At 37.4% G+C, this 19,274-nt stretch carries 21 protein-coding genes and 2 tRNA genes; 11 read left to right on the top strand and 12 right to left on the bottom strand.

The genetic code is table 11. From position 1 onward, the window contains the following. Positions 1-23 precede the first annotated feature (23 nt). The 4 genes from BUA76_RS11900 (at position 24) to BUA76_RS11885 (ending at position 3,475) form a co-directional block, all read left to right on the top strand. Positions 24-1,820 carry a DUF885 domain-containing protein gene (locus BUA76_RS11900; protein WP_072885023.1) on the top strand — a complete coding sequence of 599 codons (1,797 nt, stop codon included), beginning with the start codon at positions 24-26 and terminating at the stop codon, positions 1,818-1,820. Positions 1,821-1,992: 172 nt separating this feature from the next. Beyond that, the gene (locus BUA76_RS11895) at positions 1,993-2,382 is read left to right on the top strand and encodes a DUF1398 domain-containing protein (RefSeq protein WP_072885022.1); all 390 of its coding nucleotides are present in this window, start codon (positions 1,993-1,995) and stop codon (positions 2,380-2,382) included. Positions 2,383-2,515: 133 nt separating this feature from the next. Then, positions 2,516-3,031, top strand: a complete 516-nt coding sequence (locus BUA76_RS11890) for a hypothetical protein (RefSeq protein ID WP_143149905.1) — start codon at positions 2,516-2,518, stop codon at positions 3,029-3,031. Then, positions 3,032-3,475: a DinB family protein gene (locus tag BUA76_RS11885; RefSeq protein WP_072885020.1), complete on the top strand. Its 444-nt coding sequence runs from the start codon at positions 3,032-3,034 to the stop codon at positions 3,473-3,475. A 78-nt stretch (positions 3,476-3,553) separates the two neighbouring features. On the opposite strand, the gene BUA76_RS11880 is transcribed toward BUA76_RS11885, so the two are convergent. Then, entirely contained in the window at positions 3,554-4,174 is a 621-nt protein-coding gene (locus tag BUA76_RS11880) for an endonuclease III domain-containing protein (protein ID WP_072885019.1), read from the bottom strand. A gap of 32 nt (positions 4,175-4,206) precedes the next feature. Between BUA76_RS11880 and bcp the strand changes: the two genes are divergently transcribed. Then, on the top strand, positions 4,207-4,656 hold the full coding sequence (bcp, locus tag BUA76_RS11875) for a thioredoxin-dependent thiol peroxidase (protein ID WP_072885018.1): 450 nt from the start codon (positions 4,207-4,209) through the stop codon (positions 4,654-4,656). A 114-nt stretch (positions 4,657-4,770) separates the two neighbouring features. Here the strand turns inward: bcp and BUA76_RS11870 are convergent, their stop codons facing one another. Genes BUA76_RS11870 through BUA76_RS11850 form a run of 5 tightly spaced genes read right to left on the bottom strand, consistent with a single transcriptional unit; the run spans position 4,771 to position 9,002 of the window. Next, the gene (locus BUA76_RS11870) at positions 4,771-5,313 is read right to left on the bottom strand and encodes a GNAT family N-acetyltransferase (RefSeq protein WP_072885017.1); all 543 of its coding nucleotides are present in this window, start codon (positions 5,311-5,313) and stop codon (positions 4,771-4,773) included. Further along, a complete protein-coding gene (locus BUA76_RS11865) occupies positions 5,273-5,947 on the bottom strand; it encodes a hypothetical protein (RefSeq protein ID WP_072885016.1) in 675 nt (224 codons plus the stop codon). Before BUA76_RS11865 ends, BUA76_RS11870 begins: the two co-directional genes overlap by 41 nt. A gap of 31 nt (positions 5,948-5,978) precedes the next feature. After that, on the bottom strand, positions 5,979-7,061 hold the full coding sequence (locus BUA76_RS11860) for a mannose-1-phosphate guanylyltransferase (RefSeq protein ID WP_072885015.1): 1,083 nt from the start codon (positions 7,059-7,061) through the stop codon (positions 5,979-5,981). Between the two features lie 2 nt (positions 7,062-7,063). Further along, entirely contained in the window at positions 7,064-7,654 is a 591-nt protein-coding gene (locus BUA76_RS11855; RefSeq protein WP_072885014.1) for a SprT-like domain-containing protein, read from the bottom strand. Between the two features lies 1 nt (position 7,655). Further along, entirely contained in the window at positions 7,656-9,002 is a 1,347-nt protein-coding gene (locus BUA76_RS11850) for a TolC family protein (RefSeq protein WP_072885013.1), read from the bottom strand. Positions 9,003-9,101: 99 nt separating this feature from the next. On the opposite strand from BUA76_RS11850, the gene BUA76_RS11845 reads away from it, so the two are divergent. The 3 genes from BUA76_RS11845 (at position 9,102) to BUA76_RS11835 (ending at position 10,573) form a co-directional block, all read left to right on the top strand. Further along, positions 9,102-10,346: a bifunctional folylpolyglutamate synthase/dihydrofolate synthase gene (locus BUA76_RS11845; RefSeq protein ID WP_072885012.1), complete on the top strand. Its 1,245-nt coding sequence runs from the start codon at positions 9,102-9,104 to the stop codon at positions 10,344-10,346. Positions 10,347-10,390: 44 nt separating this feature from the next. Continuing rightward, positions 10,391-10,465, top strand: a tRNA-Val gene (locus BUA76_RS11840). A gap of 33 nt (positions 10,466-10,498) precedes the next feature. Beyond that, a tRNA-Val gene (locus tag BUA76_RS11835) sits at positions 10,499-10,573 on the top strand. A gap of 104 nt (positions 10,574-10,677) precedes the next feature. Here the strand turns inward: BUA76_RS11835 and BUA76_RS19280 are convergent. The 5 genes from BUA76_RS19280 to BUA76_RS11815 form a co-directional block, all read right to left on the bottom strand. Then, positions 10,678-10,842: a hypothetical protein gene (locus BUA76_RS19280; protein WP_178337335.1), complete on the bottom strand. Its 165-nt coding sequence runs from the start codon at positions 10,840-10,842 to the stop codon at positions 10,678-10,680. 71 nt (positions 10,843-10,913) lie between these two features. Beyond that, complete coding sequence (locus BUA76_RS11830) at positions 10,914-11,879, bottom strand: glycosyltransferase family 9 protein (RefSeq protein WP_228408486.1); 966 nt, start codon at positions 11,877-11,879, stop codon at positions 10,914-10,916. A gap of 2 nt (positions 11,880-11,881) precedes the next feature. Further along, positions 11,882-12,301, bottom strand: coding sequence for a SufE family protein (locus BUA76_RS11825; protein WP_072885010.1), 420 nt, complete (start codon positions 12,299-12,301; stop codon positions 11,882-11,884). A gap of 230 nt (positions 12,302-12,531) precedes the next feature. Further along, positions 12,532-13,641 (bottom strand): glycosyltransferase, encoded by a 1,110-nt coding sequence (locus BUA76_RS11820; protein WP_072885009.1) that lies wholly within the window; start codon positions 13,639-13,641, stop codon positions 12,532-12,534. Continuing rightward, the gene (locus BUA76_RS11815; protein WP_072885008.1) at positions 13,638-13,865 is read right to left on the bottom strand and encodes a uroporphyrinogen decarboxylase; all 228 of its coding nucleotides are present in this window, start codon (positions 13,863-13,865) and stop codon (positions 13,638-13,640) included. Before BUA76_RS11815 ends, BUA76_RS11820 begins: the two co-directional genes overlap by 4 nt. Before the next feature lie 152 nt (positions 13,866-14,017). Here BUA76_RS11815 and BUA76_RS11810 point away from each other — a divergent pair, with 152 nt between their 5' ends. Next, positions 14,018-16,552, top strand: a complete 2,535-nt coding sequence (locus tag BUA76_RS11810; protein WP_072885070.1) for an ATP-dependent Clp protease ATP-binding subunit — start codon at positions 14,018-14,020, stop codon at positions 16,550-16,552. Positions 16,553-16,962: 410 nt separating this feature from the next. On the opposite strand, the gene BUA76_RS11805 is transcribed toward BUA76_RS11810, so the two are convergent. Then, complete coding sequence (locus tag BUA76_RS11805) at positions 16,963-17,490, bottom strand: hypothetical protein (protein WP_072885007.1); 528 nt, start codon at positions 17,488-17,490, stop codon at positions 16,963-16,965. Between the two features lie 115 nt (positions 17,491-17,605). Between BUA76_RS11805 and mnmA the strand changes: the two genes are divergently transcribed. Next, complete coding sequence (gene mnmA / locus BUA76_RS11800) at positions 17,606-18,793, top strand: tRNA 2-thiouridine(34) synthase MnmA (RefSeq protein WP_072885006.1); 1,188 nt, start codon at positions 17,606-17,608, stop codon at positions 18,791-18,793. Positions 18,794-18,864: 71 nt separating this feature from the next. After that, positions 18,865-19,059, top strand: coding sequence for a hypothetical protein (locus tag BUA76_RS11795; RefSeq protein ID WP_072885005.1), 195 nt, complete (start codon positions 18,865-18,867; stop codon positions 19,057-19,059). Positions 19,060-19,274 lie beyond the last annotated feature (215 nt).

The raw sequence follows: 19,274 nt of genomic DNA, 5'->3' as shown, positions 1-19,274 counted from the left end.
TTTTTTATAAAGAATTCCGAAGAATGAAACATATTATATCAAAAAGTATTATAGGTTTTAGCCTGGTGCTGAGTCTTGCTTCCTGCAAAAAATCTGATTCTCCTTTAACCAAGGTTACCCCTTCTAATCTTGATTCTATTGCTTCCAATTATTATGAGCAATACCTGAAACTTTATCCGCTTGATGCCACTGCGCAGGGTGACTTACGATATAATGACCAGCTTCCCATTACCATTGATAAAGATTTTATTTCCGGGGAAGTGGCTTTTTATCGATCTGTAGAAAAGCAGCTTGAAAATGTGGATTATAAAAACCTTTCCGATGAAGATAAAGTAGTGTATGATGTCCTGAATTTTACCCTGAAAGATAAAATCCAGGCGTATGATTATCATCCCGAATATATCCCTTTTACTCAGTTTGGCGGACTGCCGCTGAACTTTCCGCTGTACGGAAGCGGAGAAGGAAGCCAGCCCTTTAAAACCGAAAAAGACTACAGCGACTGGCTTAAAAGAATGGAAAAGTTTCCGGACTGGATGAATGCTGCGACGGATAATTTCCGGGAAGGGATCAGCAATAAAATGGTCTTGCCTAAAAAACTGGTTGCCAAGATGATCCCACAAATGAGAGCTGAAGAAATCATCACGGCAGATCTGGATAAAAATATTTTTTACGGACCGATACGAAATTTTCCGAAAGATTTCAGCAAAGAGCAAAAAGATAGGTTTTCAAAATTGTATAAAGATGCCATTACCCAGAAGATCATTCCGGCTTATACAAAAATGGGAGATTTTTTAGAAAAAGAATACCTGCCAAAAGCAAGAGATACAGATGGCTACAACAGTCTTCCCAATGGAAAAGAAATATATCAGTATTATGCTAAAAGCTGGACCACTACCGATAAAACGCCAGAAGAAATCAATAAAATCGGGCTTCAGCAGGTTGCCATGCTTCGTGCCGAGATGGAAAAAGTAAAACAGCAGGTGGGCTTTAGCGGAACACTTGAAGAATTCATCAGCTATGTAAAAACAGATCCGAAAGCGATGCCTTACAAAACATCAAAAGAAGCACTGGATGCTTTTAATGGAATTTTAACGAAAATTACTCCTAAGCTGAAAACGATGTTTTCTGTAACTCCAAAGACGAAATTTGAGATCAGACAGACCGAAAAATTCAGGGAAGCCAGTGCGAGCGCCGAATATATACAGGGAACACCGGATGGAAAAAGACCGGGAATTTTCTATGTTCCGCTTCCGGATCCTTCAAAATTCAATGTAACTTCCGGAATGGAGTCTTTATTTTTGCATGAGGCAATTCCGGGACATCACTACCAGGTTTCTTTGCAGCAGGAAAACACCAGACTCCCCAAATTCATGAGATTCGGATGGTTTGGTGCGTATGGTGAAGGATGGGCGCATTACTGTGAGACTTTAGGCCCTGAATTCGGGTTGTATACGGACCCTTATCAGAAAATGGGCTATTTAAGTGATCAAATGCTGAGAGCTGTAAGATTGGTGGTTGATACCGGCCTTCATACCGGAAGAATGACAAGAGAAGAGGCAATCAAATACTTTTTAAGTAATATTTCTTATGATGAAGGCGGCGCAACGGCTGAAGTAGAACGCTATATGGCCATGCCGGGACAAGCTTTAGGGTATAAAATAGGATCTTTAAGAATTCGTGAGCTGAGGGAAAAATATCAGAAAGAGCTGGGAAGCGAATTTAGTCTGGCCAAGTTTCATGATGAAATCCTGAATCAGGGCTGTCTTCCTCTGGATGTCCTGAACCGGAAAATGGAATTGTGGGCGCAAAAGCAGAAATAAGTAATTTTTACCGTAAAAGAAACAAAGATTTAGATAAAATTCTTGAGAAAAATCAATAGAATTTAAAAGAAAACATACGCTTTTGAAAACTTTTAATTGACTTTAATTAAATATTTTTAAAATTATTTGCCTCTTTTGCACTAAAATCAAGTTTAAAAAAATACAAATAAAAATGTTTACCGTAGAACAGATTGAAGCGGCACACGCCAAAGTAAAATCGGGAGCAGATTTTCCGGTTTACATTCAAGAGATAAAAGAATTCGGAGTACGGTCTTTCGAAACCTGGGTAAAAGACAGTCATACGGAATATGTCGGAGAGAATGGCTACACCACAAAATCCCAACCTCAGTATGATGAGCTAACCGTTGAAAACACGGTTGATAAAGAATTATTTGTTAACCAACTGAAAAGCCATCAGCGGGGTGAAACGGATTATATGAAATTCTGCGAAGACTGTGCCCGGACAGGAATTGAGAAGTGGATTGTGGATCTTGATCAGTTTACCTGTATTTATTATGATAAATCGGGAAATAAAATTCTTATTGAAGAAATTCCTCATTAAAAATTGAAATCATGAATCTTTTTTGTGCCTTTTTGTTTAGATATTTTAAGTAACCATGATGAGGCCCATTTACTTCATCATAATTTTTGCTTTGGGGATACTCTTTTTAAGCTGTGAATCCGGAAAAAGTAAAATGGAGAAGTTTGAAAAATTTAAGATTGATAAAAAATTGAATAAAAATGATACATTTAAACTCATTTCAAAATATCCTGAGCTAATATTATATAAAAGTGAAAAAATTGAAAGTACATCAAGGACGGCATTTATTGTACAAGAAGATTATTATTATGAGATGTTTTTAGAAAGAAGAAAAAGATTACAATTCTTTACATTTGACGATTATAAATGTTCTGCACAGTACAAAAATGATACTCTTAGCATTTGGCTGAATAATTATAACGGATATTTTGGAAACGGTGTCTTGATAAAGGTTTCTGAGGATCAATTTTTGATCAGAGATATTGATCCCAAAACTCGAAAAGGTGAAGTCAAATTTATAAATTCTTCTCCCGTTTATCAGAATTTGACTCTTGATAAGTCGAAATTTAAAAGAAACGACAGCATTTACGGATTTATAAAGTATAAAACTAAAATTGATTCGTCGGTTACTAAATTTTTTCAAGGATATTTCAGAACAAAAATCAAATAAATGAAACAAAGCTTACTGTCCCTTTTCAAAAGAGATTTAAATAAATTAAGAACAGAAATTGATTCTTATCAAGATGAAGTAAATATCTGGAAAACAGACAAAAATATTTCTAATTCTGCCGGAAACCTTTGTCTTCATTTGATTGGAAACCTCAACCATTATATTGGAATGATGCTTGGAAATTCAGGCTATATACGAAACAGAGAGCTTGAATTTTCTTTAAAAGATATTTTGAGAACCAAACTGATTCAGCAGATCGATAAGACGATTGAAACGGTAGCCCTTACGCTTGAAAAGCTATCTGCAGAGGATCTTCAGAAAGAGTATCCTGAACAGCCTCTGGGTTATTCTATGACCACAGAATATTTCCTGATTCATTTGTTCGGGCATTTAAGCTATCATTTGGGACAGGTTAATTATCATCGCAGGTTGCTTGACGTATAGTTCTCTTTTTAACCACCCCGTCAAAAATTCTCTCGAATTTTCGCCACCCCTCCAAAGGAGGGGAATTTGTATGCTTCATTATTTTTCAAACAGCATTTTCGTAATAAAATCTTTCTCTCCTTTTCCTCTTGCCGGAGAATATTCTCTTCCGTAGAAAATAATCTGAAGATGGAGTTTATTCCAAACACTTTCCGGCCATATTGCTTTTGCATCTTTTTCTGTTTCTACGACGTTTTTTCCGGAAGTCAGTTTCCACTGTGTCATCAAACGATGAATATGGGTGTCCACCGGAAATGCAGGAAATCCGAAACCCTGGCTCATTACTACTGAAGCCGTTTTGTGACCGACGCCAGGCAATGCTTCAAGTTCTTCATACGTTTGCGGCACTACCCCATTATGTCTTTCCAAAAGCAGTTCTGCCATTCTTTTCAGGTTTCTGGCCTTTGTATTGGATAACCCGATTTCTTTGATCAGCTCCCTTATTTCTTCCACTTCCAATTGCGCCATCTTTTCGGGGGTCCCTGCAACCCGGAACAGCTCCGGAGTAACCTGGTTCACTTTTTTATCGGTAGTCTGTGCCGAAAGTGCCACCGCAACCATTAGAGTATACGGATCGGTATGATCCAAAGGAATAGGTACTTGGGGATACAATTTTTCCAATTCTCTCTGAACGAGTTCAGCTCTTTGCTTTTTTGTCATGTAACCATTAAATTTGAACAAAAATAAACATTATGCTTAAAGTTGGCGACAAATTACCTCAATTTGAAGGACTCAATCAGGATGGAGAAACGGTACGTTCTGAACAATTAATCGGAAAAAAACTGGTGATTTTCTTTTATCCGCAGGCGAATACTCCAACCTGCACAGTAGAAGCCTGTAACCTGAGTGATAATTACTCAAAACTGGAAAAGGCCGGTTTTCAACTATTGGGAATCAGTGGCGATTCGGTAAAGAAGCAGAAAAACTTCCACAGCAAGTTTGCTTTCCCATATGATCTCATTGCTGATGAAAGCCATGAAATTCTTGAGAAATTCGGGGTTTGGCAGGAAAAAACGACTTTCGGCAAAACGTATATGGGAATTGTGAGAACGACCTTTATTTTTGATGAAAAAGGAATTTGTGAAAGAGTGATTGAAAAAGTAACCTCGAAGACTGCGGCCGAACAGATTTTGGAAGGATAGTTAATCTAAGTGTATGCTGAAAGCATCTAATCTCAAGCCTTTCAAAATCCATACTATTTTACAATACTATACCTGGATGCTTTCAGCATGACAATCAAGACAAGAACCATAAAATTATTCTGTTTCGTAGTACATCAGTTCTTCGGGATCGTTCGGAATTTTTACAAAACGCTGAAACTTTAAACCTAACTTTTCAATTAATTTTTGGGAAGAAGCATTATCTTTTGTAGTAATTGCTGAAAGCTTTGTTAAGCCAAAATCATTCATCCCAACCGATTTTATTTTTAAAGCTGCTTCGTAAGCATATCCTTTTCCTTCAAATCCTTCCAAGAGAGAAAATCCGATATCAACGACTTCAAGGCCATCTCTTTCAAATATGCCCACACCTCCGATTTTGTGATTTCCTTCTTTGGTTAAAATTAAATAATTCCCGAAACCCAGCTTTTCAAATTGAGGAAGAAATCTTTTTTCAATATAATTTTCCGCATCAGCAACCGTCCTGATATAGCGGTCACCAATATACCTGATAAACTTGGGACTGTTATAAAGCTCCAGGATAAACTCTGCATCTTCTACAGCCATAGGACGCAGAATCAGTCGTTCCGTTTCGTAAAACTTATCTCCGTTTTGTAGATTTGTTTGATTTTTTAGGCTCATCTTTTGGTTCTTCTTTTTTTTCAAGTTTGAGCAGCCTCGGATTGTTGGTGCATTTTTTATTATAGAGCTCTATATAAGATCCGTTTTCTTTTACGTTTAAAATTGTTTGCCCGGATTTCGGAATTGTTAAGGTAAAATGCTTTTTCTGATAGGGACATTCTTTTGATGTGAGTTTTCCTAAATCCAAGTAATAGTTGGCTGAATCCTGGTAATAATTGGCCGCCAGATCTCTGAATTCTTCATCGATAATATACCCTTCCGTTACGGCAAAAACTGCTGCATCCTGAATATTATCCACTTTACCGACAAATTTCTTAAGTGCTGTAAGATCGGTAATATATTCCGGGGTACCCTTTGATACATCCACGATATAGTAGAACGCATCTTCATCAGCGATTCCTATATTGAATCCTGAAGGTTGAGATTCAAAATCTTTTTTTTGTCCTGACTGTTTTATAATGTTATCTTTCCCGTAGCTTTTATGAATCAGCATCCACGAATCATTTTTTGCATCAGGAATTATATTCTGTAAAATTGATGAAACTCCGGGAAACTGTTTTTTTTCCTGAGCAGACAGTGCTATTCCGGATAAAAAGCAAATGAACGCAGCAAGTCTGTATGTAAAATTTATCATAAATAAAGAACGAAGATCAATTCGAATTATTTTACATGAACTTATCTCCTTTTTTAAGGTTTTTCAGATCCAGTACATAATCCTTGATCAGCTGATCATGCTCTTTAGGGCAGATGAGCAGAACCTTTTCTGTATCTACGATAATAAAATCTTTCAGAGAATCTACAATAACCGCTTTGTTACTGTTTTTTATATTGATAATATTCCCCTCCGCATTGTAGGTTAAAATATGCTTTTGCTTTGTGGCATTCTGGTTTTCGTCTTTTTCCGTATTTTCAAACACGGATGTCCATGTTCCCAGGTCACTCCATCCAAGATCCGCAGGAATTACATAAACATTTTTAGCTTTTTCCAAAATCCCGTTATCAATTGAGATTTTCTGTAGTTTAGGATAAATCAGTTCAATACAGCTTTGCTCCCCTTCAGCATTGTATTCGCAAGCCATGAAGTGCTGGGCCATTTCCGGGAGATATTTTTCGAAAGCATGTTGAATACTTTTAACATTCCATATAAATATTCCGGCATTCCAAAGGAAATCTCCGCTTTCAAGAAAACTTTTTGCGATTTCAAGGATTGGTTTTTCCGTAAAAGTTTTTACTTTGTAATAATCAGAATCATGTTTATCCACAAACTGGATGTATCCGTATCCGGTATCCGGTCTCGTAGGCGTAATGCCGAGGGTAACCAGGTAATCATTTTTAGCGGCCAGATCAAAAGCCACTTCCACTTTCTGAAGAAAAGTTTCTTCTTTTAAAATAAGATGGTCAGCCGGCAGAACAATCATGGTGGCATCGGGATCAATTTCAGCAATTTTGTTGGCCATATAAAGATTGCAAGGCGCTGTATTTTTCAACAAAGGCTCTCCAACAATATTTTCCTGGGGAATTTCCGGCAGTTGCTGATGCGAAAGCTCAACATATTCTTTATTGGTAATTACAAAAATATTTGCATCAGGAATGATCTTGCTGATCCTGTCATACGTCTGTTGGATCATGGTGCGTCCCACGCCTAAAATATCCTGAAACTGTTTCGGAAACTTTTGCGTACTTAACGGCCAGAATCTACTGCCGATTCCTCCCGCCATAATCACGCAATATCTATTTGATTTTGACATTATTAAGTATATTTCTCTACCCTTGCCAAAGGCTTGAAAGAATACTTCCTTCCCGTAGCCAGGTTCTTACAAAGATAGTTTTTTTTGATAAGACCTTCCAATAAATACTTCTCATTTCGGTAAATAAAGAAATCGCCTTTTTGGAGATTTTCAATAAATACAAGCGCATCATCCTGTTTTTCAATATGGAAATACTTGACGAGATCCGGGCTTGCCATGAAGTTCGCTTTTGGAGATTGGGAAAATTTTACAATGATGGGTTTCAGATTTTCATCATAAACATCAATACTCTGCAACAGCATCTGTTTGAAGGTTTCTTTCCATTCGTTACCGTGTGGAGATATTCTTCTGCCATATCTTTCGAAAGCGATAAGATGAGCAAGCTCATGAGTAAGCACGAAAAAAAACAGCTCCGGAACCAGTGTGGAATTAATGGTGATTTCATGGGAATTATCCGGAAGTTTACGGTAATCTCCAAGCTTGGAATTCCTGTTTCTTGTAATTTTTATGTGGATGTAATAATCTGCAAACCAGATTTTTAAATATTGTAATGTATTTTGGGGTAAATATTTTTCTAACGATTGTATAGACATTTTACAAACTTAGTGGAATTCCTGCATAGAAATTCAACAATTTAAGACTGAAAAGATAATTATATTTTGCCTGAGCCACAGATCCCTGCGCATTGGCATAGTTGTTTCTTGCAATATTGACATCGTAGATCGTAGATCTTCCTGCCGCATAGCTTTTATCGGCAAAATCAAGAGCCAGTTTTGTACTTTTCTCGGCCTGAACTGCTGATAAATAAATTTCATAATTCGCATCCACGTCAAACTGAGCTTTTTGAACATTTTCGCGCACTATCTGTTTTTGTTGCTGCATGGTTGTTTTTGCAATACTTTCCTGAAGCTTCGACTGCTCTACCTGAAGTTTGGTTATTCCTTTATTAAAAATAGGGATATTCACTGAGACTCCAATATTCTGCCCGAAATTATCTTTATACTGATTGAAGAATGTAGGCTCCGCAATGGGATTTCCGAACTGATCGTACCCTGTTGTTCTTGTATTCAAAAGGTTGTTATAAAAACTTCCGATTCCCGCGCTAGCCGTTACAGTAGGCCAGAAAGCGGTTCTCGTAACTTCAGTTTGTGCTTCTGCCGACCGGATTCTGCTTTCTGCAGCTTTTACCTGCGGCTGGGTTTCATACGCTGTTGCTAAAACTTCATCTACAGCTATTAGTTGCGGCGCCAACTGATCAGGTACATTAACATCTTCAACATCAAAATCCTTATAATCCTGAAGCTGAAGAAGCTGAGCCAATGCAAATAAACTTCTTCCCACATTGATTTCAGCGGTTTTAAGATTTTGCTTCTCTCTTGCAAGACCTGCTTCTGCCTCTGCCAGAACCGTTTGAGCCGTTGTTCCTACTTCGGTGGTAATTTTAGACCGGTCGTACTGCTTTTGGGCATTTTCAACAGCTGCCTGGGAAATTTTAACAATTTCTTTGTTGAGTAAAGTTGTCAGATACTGTTGTGCAATTTGAAGTGAAATATCATTTTTGATCGTCTCTATATCGTATTGACTTGCTTCTACGTCAAATTCGGTCTTTCTGATGGTTTTTTCAAGTCTGCCGTTGTTATAAACCAGGATATCTGCCCCCAAATTGGCATTATTGCTGAACCTGTCATTCCTGATACTTCCTGTTCCCAAAGAAGCCTGCCCGAAACTAACACTGTTTCCTACATTAGCGGATACGGAAGGAAGATAATTTTTTCTGGCAATTTTCAGGTTGAGATCCTGTATTTGTTTCGAATATTCATTTTGGATTACCTGAAGATTGTGTTTGGTTGCATAATCCACACATTCCCGCAAAGACCACTTTTTCTGGGCGCTGACAGCCAGGCAAGATAATCCCAAAATAATAGTCAAAACTTTTTTCATAATTCCGATTTTTCCCTATTAGACGAGACAAAAATAAAAAAGTTACAGTTTCGCAAAATTATTGTTTTATTTTAATCAAACTTTTGAGAATTTTGCACCATGACAACCGCGCAATATCAGGAAGCCGTAGAATGGCTGTTCGTACAGGCTCCAAACTATCAGATTGATGGACAGAAAGCATATAAACCCGGGTTAGACAATATCAGAAAGCTCTGTGATTTCTTCGGAAATCCCCAGGAAAAGATCAGATGCATCCACATCGGAGGAACCAACGGGAAAGGATCCACCAGCAATATGCTGGCTTCTGTTCTACAGGAATCCGGATATAAAACGGGTCTTTATAATTCGCCCCACCTCACTGATTTTACGGAACGTATCAAAATCAATGGTAAAAAATGTGATAAAGAATTTGTGTATCACTTTATCAAAAAACTGAAAAATCTGCCAGAAGATATTCAACCTTCTTTTTTTGAGTTCACCACCATTATGGCTTTTGAATATTTTTATCAGCAACAGGTTGATGTAGCCATTATTGAGGTAGGCTTAGGCGGAAGGCTTGATTCTACCAATATTATCCTGCCGCTGGTTTCGGCCATTACCAATGTTCAGCTGGATCATCAGAATATTTTAGGAGACACAATTGAAGAAATCGCCGTTGAGAAAGCCGGAATTATCAAATCCCATATTCCTATCATCTCAGGAGATGAAAATGAAGTGGTAAAAAACCTCATTAAAGATAAAGCCGACAGGGAAAATGCCCTGTTTATAGATGCTACCCTGCTGGAAACGGATTTATCCTCTGATCTTAAAGGAAATTATCAAAAGAAAAACATCCGTGTTGTTTTAGCATTAATTGAAGAATTACGAAAAACTGATTTCGTTGTTTCTGAAAAAAATATTGAAGAAGGACTTTTAAAGGTTCATCAAAATACAGGCTTCATCGGACGATGGTTTGAGTTCTCACAGAATCCGCTTACCATTTGTGATACGGCACATAATCAGGCCGGACTGGAATATGTTTTTGCCCAGCTCAGTTCTATTAATAAGCATAAGCATATTGTTTTAGGGTTTGTCAATGACAAAAAGATAGATGATGTGATGAAGATTTTGTCTGCAAATGCCATGTTTTATTTTGCAAAACCTTCCATTCAACGGGGCAGACCACCACAGGAATATGAAGATTTGCTGCAGGAAGCAAAAATTTCTTACAAAATTTTCAATTCGGTACAGGAAGCGTATCTCGCTGCAAAAGAGAATTGTAGAAATGATGAAATGATTTTTATCGGCGGAAGTAATTTTGTAGTGGGAGAATTTTTAGAAAAAAATTTGGAGATTTCCGAATAAGTCGTATATTTGCACCACTCTAATCGAGGAAACAACGATAAAGAGGGTTCTTAGCTCAGTTGGTTCAGAGCATCTGGTTTACACCCAGAGGGTCGGGGGTTCGAATCCCTCAGGACCCACAGAAAAGGAAACGAAACCTTTTAAAAAAATTCGGGTTCTTAGCTCAGTTGGTTCAGAGCATCTGGTTTACACCCAGAGGGTCGGGGGTTCGAATCCCTCAGGACCCACAGAAATCTCTCTTTTTTAAGGGAGATTTTTTTGTTTTATACACCTTAAAATTTAACTAAAATAAAACGCTCAGAGATCTGAACGTTTCTTTTTATAGCTTAATTTATTTATTATGTCCCGGAGCATAATTTCTTGCCGATTTAGCTCCTGTTATTTTCTTCACTTGTCCCGGAGGTAATCCGTTGTTCCCATTAGATTTTACCGCAACACAGGACGTTACAAACATTCCAACGATAACAGCTATCCCGATCTTTTTGTATACTTTCATAACTCTTTTTTTAAACAAATATTAAAATACTGTGCCAATGATAGTTATAGAATCATTATTTAAACAGATTATTAAATCTTCTCAACAATCTTCTGTATATTAAGCTCTTCCAGGCAAGCCCAGTCACCGCGGAAGCATTCTTTATCTCCAAAAACAGAACACGGCCTGCATGTAAGATCCTTTACCTGAACCACATCCTCCTCACTTTGTCCGAATCCCAAAAATCCGGCGTAAGGATGAGTCTGCCCCCAAACGGAAACACACCGTGTTCCCACAAGACTGGCAAGATGCATATTTGCGGAATCCATAGAGATCATCAATTCTAACTTTGCAATTGTATCCAGTTCCTCTGTAAGATTCAGTTTACCTGCGAGGTTTCGGGTATTGGGGATTTCTTTTTCCCATTTTTCCAGTATTTCGGCTTCCGCTTTCCCACCACCGAAAAAATAAACGGTATTTTTTAGAGATAATATTTTCGCCAGCTCATAGGACTTTTCCAGAGGAAGCATTTTTCCTTTATGCTGTGCGAAAGGAGCGAAACCAATTCCAGCTTTATTGAATTTTGCAGGTCTTAACTCATGAGAAAGTGTCACCTGAAAACCCATTTCACGAAAAACATCGGCATATCGCTCTACTGTTCTTTTGAGCTGAATTTTATTCAGATTCCAAATATCCGTCAAATGTTCTTTTTCTTCTTTTCCTTTATTGATTTTAAAAACCTTAAATCCTTTCGTACTATAAATTTTATCCAGGATTTTCGTTCTGATCACATCATGAAGGTTGGCGATAAGGTTAGGATGAAACTCTTTGATAAGTTCATTGGCCAGCCTGTTGAGGCCAAAAAAACCTTTGTAGTCATCAAGGTTGACTCCTTTAAATATAACATTCGGGATATCCGCAAATAAGGCTTCAAAATTACTTCTGGAAACCATGATGATTTCTACATCAGGATTTTGTTCCAGAAACTCCCGGAATACCGGAACCGTCATGGCAACATCACCAAAAGCGGAAAAACGATATGCTAAAATCCGTGTCACAATTACGATTTCAATTGGTAGGCAACAGCGTAAAATTTAATCTGTTTGGTCATCGCCATTAATCCGTTGGCTCTTGAAGGAGACAAAAACTCCTGAAGCCCGATCTGTGAAATAAAATCAAAATCGGAGTCCAAAATTTCCTGGGTAGTATGTCCGCTGTATATGCTTACCAAAAGAGAAACAATTCCTTTTGGCAAAATCCCGTCGGAATCTGCATTGAAATACAATCTGTCTTCTCTGAACTCTGCATCGATCCAGACTTTACTCTGGCAGCCTTTAATCAGGTTTTCTTCTGTCTTCTTATCGTCAGGAAGCCCCTTCAGTTCTTTGCCCAGATCTATGATGTATTCATATTTCTGTTCCCAGTCGTCAAGAAAAGCAAATTCATCGATTATTTCCTGCTGTTTTTCCTTAATGGTCATTTTGATTAATTTCTTTCGGCAAAGATAACCAATTTAAAAAGATTATTTTATTATCAATATCATGAGAACTGACTGGAAATTCTGTTTTTAATTCTAAATTTTTAATTTATCTGAAGCTTTTCCCGCTTTCTGCTGTATCTTTTACAGTTCGGGCTCCGCAAAGCGGATCCCGAACTGTAAAAGGATGTCGCGACAATCAGGGCTAGGGTCCGCAGACATTCTTTTAAATATTAAAATAGATTAACTAGAGATGCTTTTTTTACAACCTCCAGCAATTTTACTTCTTCATTTTCCCAGCACAGAACATGAGCCGCTTTTTCCAGTTCAGATAAATAATTTTGTCTTCCTTTATTTAAAACAGTCCGAATCGCATCCGCAATATTTTCCGGCTGATGATCCTTTATAATTTCACCAATATCATATTGATTCCTGATATTCTTCATTTCAGGAAGATCCGACAATATTAAAGGAATCCGTGCCTGAATAGAGTCCAGCACTTTATTGGGAAGTGAGTAATAATAGCTTTGTCCTCCATTTTCTTCAATGCTCATTCCGCAATCTGCCGTAAGTGTGACATTCCTTAAATCTTCCGGTGAGAGTTTACCTAAAAACAAAACCTTGTCCTGAAGATTTTCGTTTATGACCAATTGTTCATACTCCTTCTTTCGGGGCCCGTCGCCTGCAATTTTAAAAATCACATGATCCAGATGATGCATGGCCAGAATGGCTTTATCTATACCGCGGAATGGATTGATCACTCCCTGATATAAAATTATTTTAGGATTGTTTTCAGGAATTTCAAAACTGAAATTAAGTTTCCGGGGTGCATTCTGCACAACAGCCGCCTCAACTCCATATCGTTCTTTAAACCACCTTGCATAGCCCGAACTTGCTGTAATCATAAAACGGAGGTTAGGAAGTATGCTTTTCTCTACATATCGCCACAATTTTTGTGACATTTTGCCCTGAATTGCCGGCATTTCGGAAAAAATTTCATGACTGTCAAAAATCAGCGGAATCTGTTTTTGTTTAGCAATTAAATAATTAGGCAACAGAGCATCCAGATCATTGGCGTAAAGAATTGTTTCCTTATCAGCCTTTTTTTTAAGTTCCCAATACAATTTCCAGTTGAATTCAAAATAAGCGGTTTTTAAGCTGTTCGAAATCAGTTGTATTCTTGAAACCGGATAAGACCGTGATAGTTTTTCACTTCCAGCCCACGTATTTCCAATCAATTCAATGGAATAACCATTATCATGAATGGTTTTACAAACCTTCTCGATACGCTGATCTGTATTAAGATTACTAAAGGCAGAAATAATAATTTTTCTTCTGTTCATCTTTTGATTTTATCGGACAGAAGATAATAAATCTGTATAAAACAAATTAGTCCGTTGGGAATAATGACCGGCCAGAGCATTCCGTTGAAAATACCATAAATGACAAAACAAATACACCCTATCATATTGACAATCCTTATTTTTCTTACATCTTTCAGGATGAAGCTCAATACAATAAACAGGGATGCAGAATAGCCGATATAGGCAGCCGTTTCGGGGTTCATGAGAGAATTTTAGAAGATCACAAACTTAATCATTTTCAGGAAGATAATAAAATTTTTTCTGCCATAAAGTCATTTATTGGTTTTTGGTAAAATATTTGTAATTTAGATAATGAATAAATGGCAATGCTGCTTTTATTCTAATGAGATATATTATGGATTATAAGTTTTCACAAGGTTTGAGCCAGGTGTTCAAACAAAGCAAAAGCGAAGCGAAAAGGCTGAAAAGTGAATTTCTTAATACAGAACATCTACTTTTAGGTATTATAAAAACGGAAAACTCTGCAAAAGAAATCCTTCAAAACCTTAATGCGGATTTAACACAGATCAGAAGAAAAATTGAAACTTTAAATACAGCAAGTCTTAATCCTATATCTGAAGAGGTTACTAATATTTCTTTCACTAAAATGGCAGATCATGCCGTTAAACGTGCAGAACTTGAATGCAGACAATATAAAAGCAATGAGATTAATACCGTTCATTTGCTTTTGGGCATTCTTTACAAATATGAGGATCCTACTTCAAATATTCTAGGAGCTTATGACATTGACTATGAAGGAGTTTCAAAGGAATACCAGACCATGCTGAAAAATTCCGGACAGGCACCGCAAATGAGTGCTTATGATGACGATGATGAAAGAGAGGATTTTGAGCAAATGAGAAAGCCTACAGGAAATTTAGGCTCTGCAAAAAGCAAAACCCCTACTCTGGATAATTTCGGAAGAGACCTCACTTCTCTGGCAAGAGACGGGAAACTGGACCCTGTTATCGGCCGTGAGAAAGAGATTGAAAGGGTTTCCCAGATCTTATCCCGCAGAAAGAAAAATAATCCGCTTCTTATCGGGGAGCCGGGAGTTGGTAAATCTGCAATTGCGGAAGGTTTAGCATTAAGAATTCAACAGAAAAAAGTTTCCAGAGTTCTTTTCAATAAGAGAGTCATCACGCTGGATCTGGCAAGTTTAGTTGCCGGAACAAAATACCGTGGTCAGTTTGAGGAAAGAATGAAAGCAATCATGACTGAGCTGGAAAAGAACAGAGATGTGATCTTATTCATTGATGAGCTTCATACCATCGTTGGTGCGGGAAGTTCAACAGGAAGTTTAGATGCGTCCAATATGTTTAAACCTGCTTTGGCAAGAGGTGAGATTCAATGCATCGGGGCTACAACTCTGGATGAATACCGTCAATACATCGAAAAAGACGGTGCTTTAGAGAGAAGATTCCAGAAAGTAATGGTGGAGCCTACTTCTATTGATGAAACCGTTCAGATCCTGAATCAGATTAAAGATAAGTACGAAGAACATCATAATGTTGTATATACAGAAGAAGCAATTTTAGCCTGTGTAAATCTTACATCAAGATATATTACAGACCGCTTTTTACCGGATAAGGCAATTGACGCAATGGATGAAGCCGGCTCCCGTGTTTATATTAAAAACATGAAAGTTCCTACTGAAATCATTGATTTTGAAAAGAAAATCGAAGATATTAAGGAATTGAAACAGAAGGCAGTAAAAGCACAGGATTATCTTGAAGCAAGAAAGCTGAAAGATGAAGAAGAAAGACTTCAGATGGAGCTTAATTCTGCTCAGGACAAGTGGGATAAAGATGTGAAAGAGAAAAAAGAAACCGTAACGGAGGAGAATGTAGCGGAAGTGGTTTCTATGATGAGCGGAGTTCCTGTAACGAAAGTAGGTAAAAACGAGCTTGATAAGCTTGCCGGAATGGATGGAAACCTCAACGGAAAAGTAATCGGTCAGGAAGATGCTGTGAAAAAGGTTGTTAAAGCAATCCAGAGAAACAGAGCAGGTCTTAAAGATCCGAACCGCCCGATTGGTACCTTTATTTTCTTAGGAACAACCGGAGTTGGTAAAACCGAGCTGGCTAAAGTAATGGCAAGAGAACTCTTCGATTCTGATGAAGCATTAATCAGAATTGACATGAGTGAATACATGGAAAAATTCGCAGTCTCAAGATTAGTGGGTGCGCCTCCGGGATATGTAGGATACGAAGAAGGCGGACAATTAACAGAAGCGGTAAGAAGAAAACCTTATGCTGTGGTGCTTCTTGATGAGATTGAAAAAGCGCATCCTGATGTATTTAATATCTTATTACAGATTTTGGATGAAGGTCACGTTACCGACAGTTTAGGAAGAAAAATTGACTTCAGAAATACAATTATCATCTTAACTTCAAATATTGGTACAAGAGATCTTAAAGATTTCGGAGACGGTGTAGGATTCGGTACTTCTGCTAAAAAATCAAGCTCTGATACAAGAGCCCGAAGCACTATTGAAAATGCTCTTAAAAAAGCGTTTGCTCCTGAATTCCTGAATAGAATTGATGACATTATTATCTTTAATTCTCTTGAGCAGAGCGATATTAAGAAAATCATCGATCTTGAGCTTGGAAAATTATATAACCGCCTTGAGAAATTAGGATATAAAGTAGAATTAACTGAGGAAGCGAAAGATTTTATTTCTGAAAAAGGCTGGGATAAAGACTTCGGCGCAAGACCATTGAAACGTGCCATCCAGAAATATATTGAGGATTTATTAGCTGAAATGTTGGTAAATAAGCAATTGAATGAAGGAGAAACCGTTGTTCTTGATGTCAATGAGGCAAAAGACGGATTAACCGGAAAGACTTCAAAACCAAAAAAATCGGCAGAAAAGTCTTCTCAATCTTAAATAAATAATTTAATTATAATGAAAGCATCGGAATTTTTTCTGATGCTTTTTTTATTTTTAATTAATACTTAAGTCCCACAGATTGCTCGGATTTCACAGCATTTATAAAACCTGAAAATTTAATCATGAATTTAATCTGTGAAATCTGTGAGATCAGCGGGAGAATAAATACTTTCTAACGCTATGAAGAGCAAAGTTTAAATCAAGTTGGTTTGACGAAGCGATATTCAAGCTTCGCGAAGCAAATTTATTTGCCCTTGCTAACTAAAATTAACGCTTGAATAATTACATCTTTGCGTTAATTAAAAATAATTTAATCTACGGAATCTGTGCAATCTATGGGAGATAAATATAATCTCAAGAAGACTTTGCAGATATCGCTGATTTGATAAAATACTTACTTATTTATATCAAAGCCCCACCACAAAACCTATATTCGGAACCAGGCCACTCGAAAAAATACTGGAGTTTTTTTTCCACAGCACATTATACATCAACCCCAACTGTAAGTACGAATTATTCCCGATTCTTTGCATATAACCCCCTCCCAGATACAAAGCCTCTTCATTTTCATTGGTTTTAAAATCATACAACTTATCTTTATAGTTGATAAAATAATGTTGATAAATAGCACTTACAAAAAAAGTTCTTCCGATATAATAATTCAGGAATGGTCCTGCTCCGAACATGGTTGAGCTGTACGCGTTGGATTTTTGCCACGACACACTTCCCAAAACTCCGCCTTCCAAATCATTAGTTAGCCTGTATCCTACTCTCGGAGCAGCTGAAAGGTTAAAGTAATTATTGCTTCCAAAGCCTAAACCGATTCCGCCTCCAAAGGTCCAGCGGTTATTATTTTCCGGCGAGGCTCCAACGGCTACCTGACAGAATACAGATCCGGAAATAAGCAGAAATAAAGGGATTATAAACTTTTTCATGTAAATATTGTTTTTGTCGATGTTTAAAATTATAACTTTTTTGCGAATCTTTTTAATTGTACTTTTGCAGCGTCAAACTAAGAACTCCCGTTAAGAGTTTCGTAAATTGAATAGAATGAAAATAGTAGTAGGCCTCTCAGGAGGCGTAGATTCCAGTGTGGCGGCGTATCTGCTGCAACAGCAAGGGCACGAAGTCGTAGCTCTTTTTATGAGAAACTGGAATGATGCTTCGGTAACACTGGAAGATGAATGTCCGTGGATCGAAGACAGCAATGATGCGCTGATGGTTGCCCAGAAACTGGGAATTCCTTTCCAGGTAATCGATATGAGCGAGCTGTATAAAGAAAGAATCGTGGATTATATGTTCGATGAATATCAAAAAGGAAGAACTCCGAATCCTGATGTGTTATGCAACCGCGAAGTAAAATTCGATGTTTTTCTGAAAACAGCATTATCACTTGGTGCAGATAAGGTAGCAACCGGACATTATGCCAGAGTAGATTCCGCTATCGATGAAAACGGCAATGAAGTTTTTCATTTATTAGCCGGAAAAGACAACAATAAAGACCAGTCTTACTTTTTATGCCAGCTTAATCAGGATCAGCTTTCTAAAGCGTTATTCCCGATCGGGGAACTGACAAAGCCTCAGGTAAGGGAAATTGCCAAGGAAATCGGATTGGTAACGGCTGATAAAAAAGATTCCCAGGGATTATGCTTTATCGGAAAAGTAAGCCTTCCTCAGTTCCTTCAGCAGCAATTGGTTCCGAAAGAAGGAGAAATCGTGGAAATTTTTAAAGAATCCCCGCTTTTTTCCCAGGAAACACCAAAATTTTCATCTAAACAGAAAGAGCTTGAATTTTTAAGCCGAAAAATCAATTATAAAAAAGCTGACGGAAAAGTAATCGGGAAACATCAGGGCGCGCAGTTTTTCACGATCGGGCAAAGTAAAGGCCTTGGAATAGGTGGTCACAAAGAGAGCTGTTTTATCGTCTCCAGGGATATGGAAAACAATATTCTTTTTGTGGGAGAAGGACATCAATTTCCGGGATTGCTGAAAAAAGCGTTGAAAATTGATAATTCCGAATTGCATTGGGTGCGCGAAGATCTGAAGTTAAAAAGCGGAGAATCGATGGAAGTGATGGCAAGATTCCGTTACAGACAGCCTTTGCAGAAAGCAAAACTGTATCAGTTTGACGATGCTTTTTATATTGAATTTGAAGAGCTGCAGTCTGCCATTGCCGAAGGACAGTTTGCAGCGTGGTACGATGGAGAAGAATTGTTGGGAAGCGGTGTAATTTCATAAAGAAATAAATTTTCTGTAACATATTTTGGTTTGTTATACTTACTCTGTAAATAACAATAAAAAATATCATTATGAAAACCATCTTAGAAAACAAGTATTCGTACGCACAACAATTAATCATTGCTTTAGTATCTTCATTTTTCGGATATCATCTTTACCAGGAGATTGTTAATCCCGAAAAATCACAGCTCACATTAGGCATTTTGCTGGTTGCGCTCACCTATTTCCTGATCAACCGATATAGAGCAGAAAAAATGAAATTGTAATTATAATATGATAAAACCCGGAGCATTTGTTTCGGGTTTCTTTTTAGAAAAATTAAGTAGTTTCACTTTGATTGACGCCTGAAATAAGATCGCGTAATAATCACCAATACAATTAATTCAGACAGTAAAATTGCAATTAAAAATCCGAAAGGTTTTCCTAAATAAATTCCAATAAAAAGCTTGATAATTCCTACTAAAATAATTGAGACTAAACC

Origin of the sequence: Chryseobacterium takakiae (genome assembly GCF_900129385.1) — a bacterium.
Taxonomy (GTDB): domain Bacteria; phylum Bacteroidota; class Bacteroidia; order Flavobacteriales; family Weeksellaceae; genus Chryseobacterium; species Chryseobacterium takakiae.
Note: the sequence above shows the minus strand (reverse complement) of the source record. Positions and strands in the feature narration are given on the sequence as shown.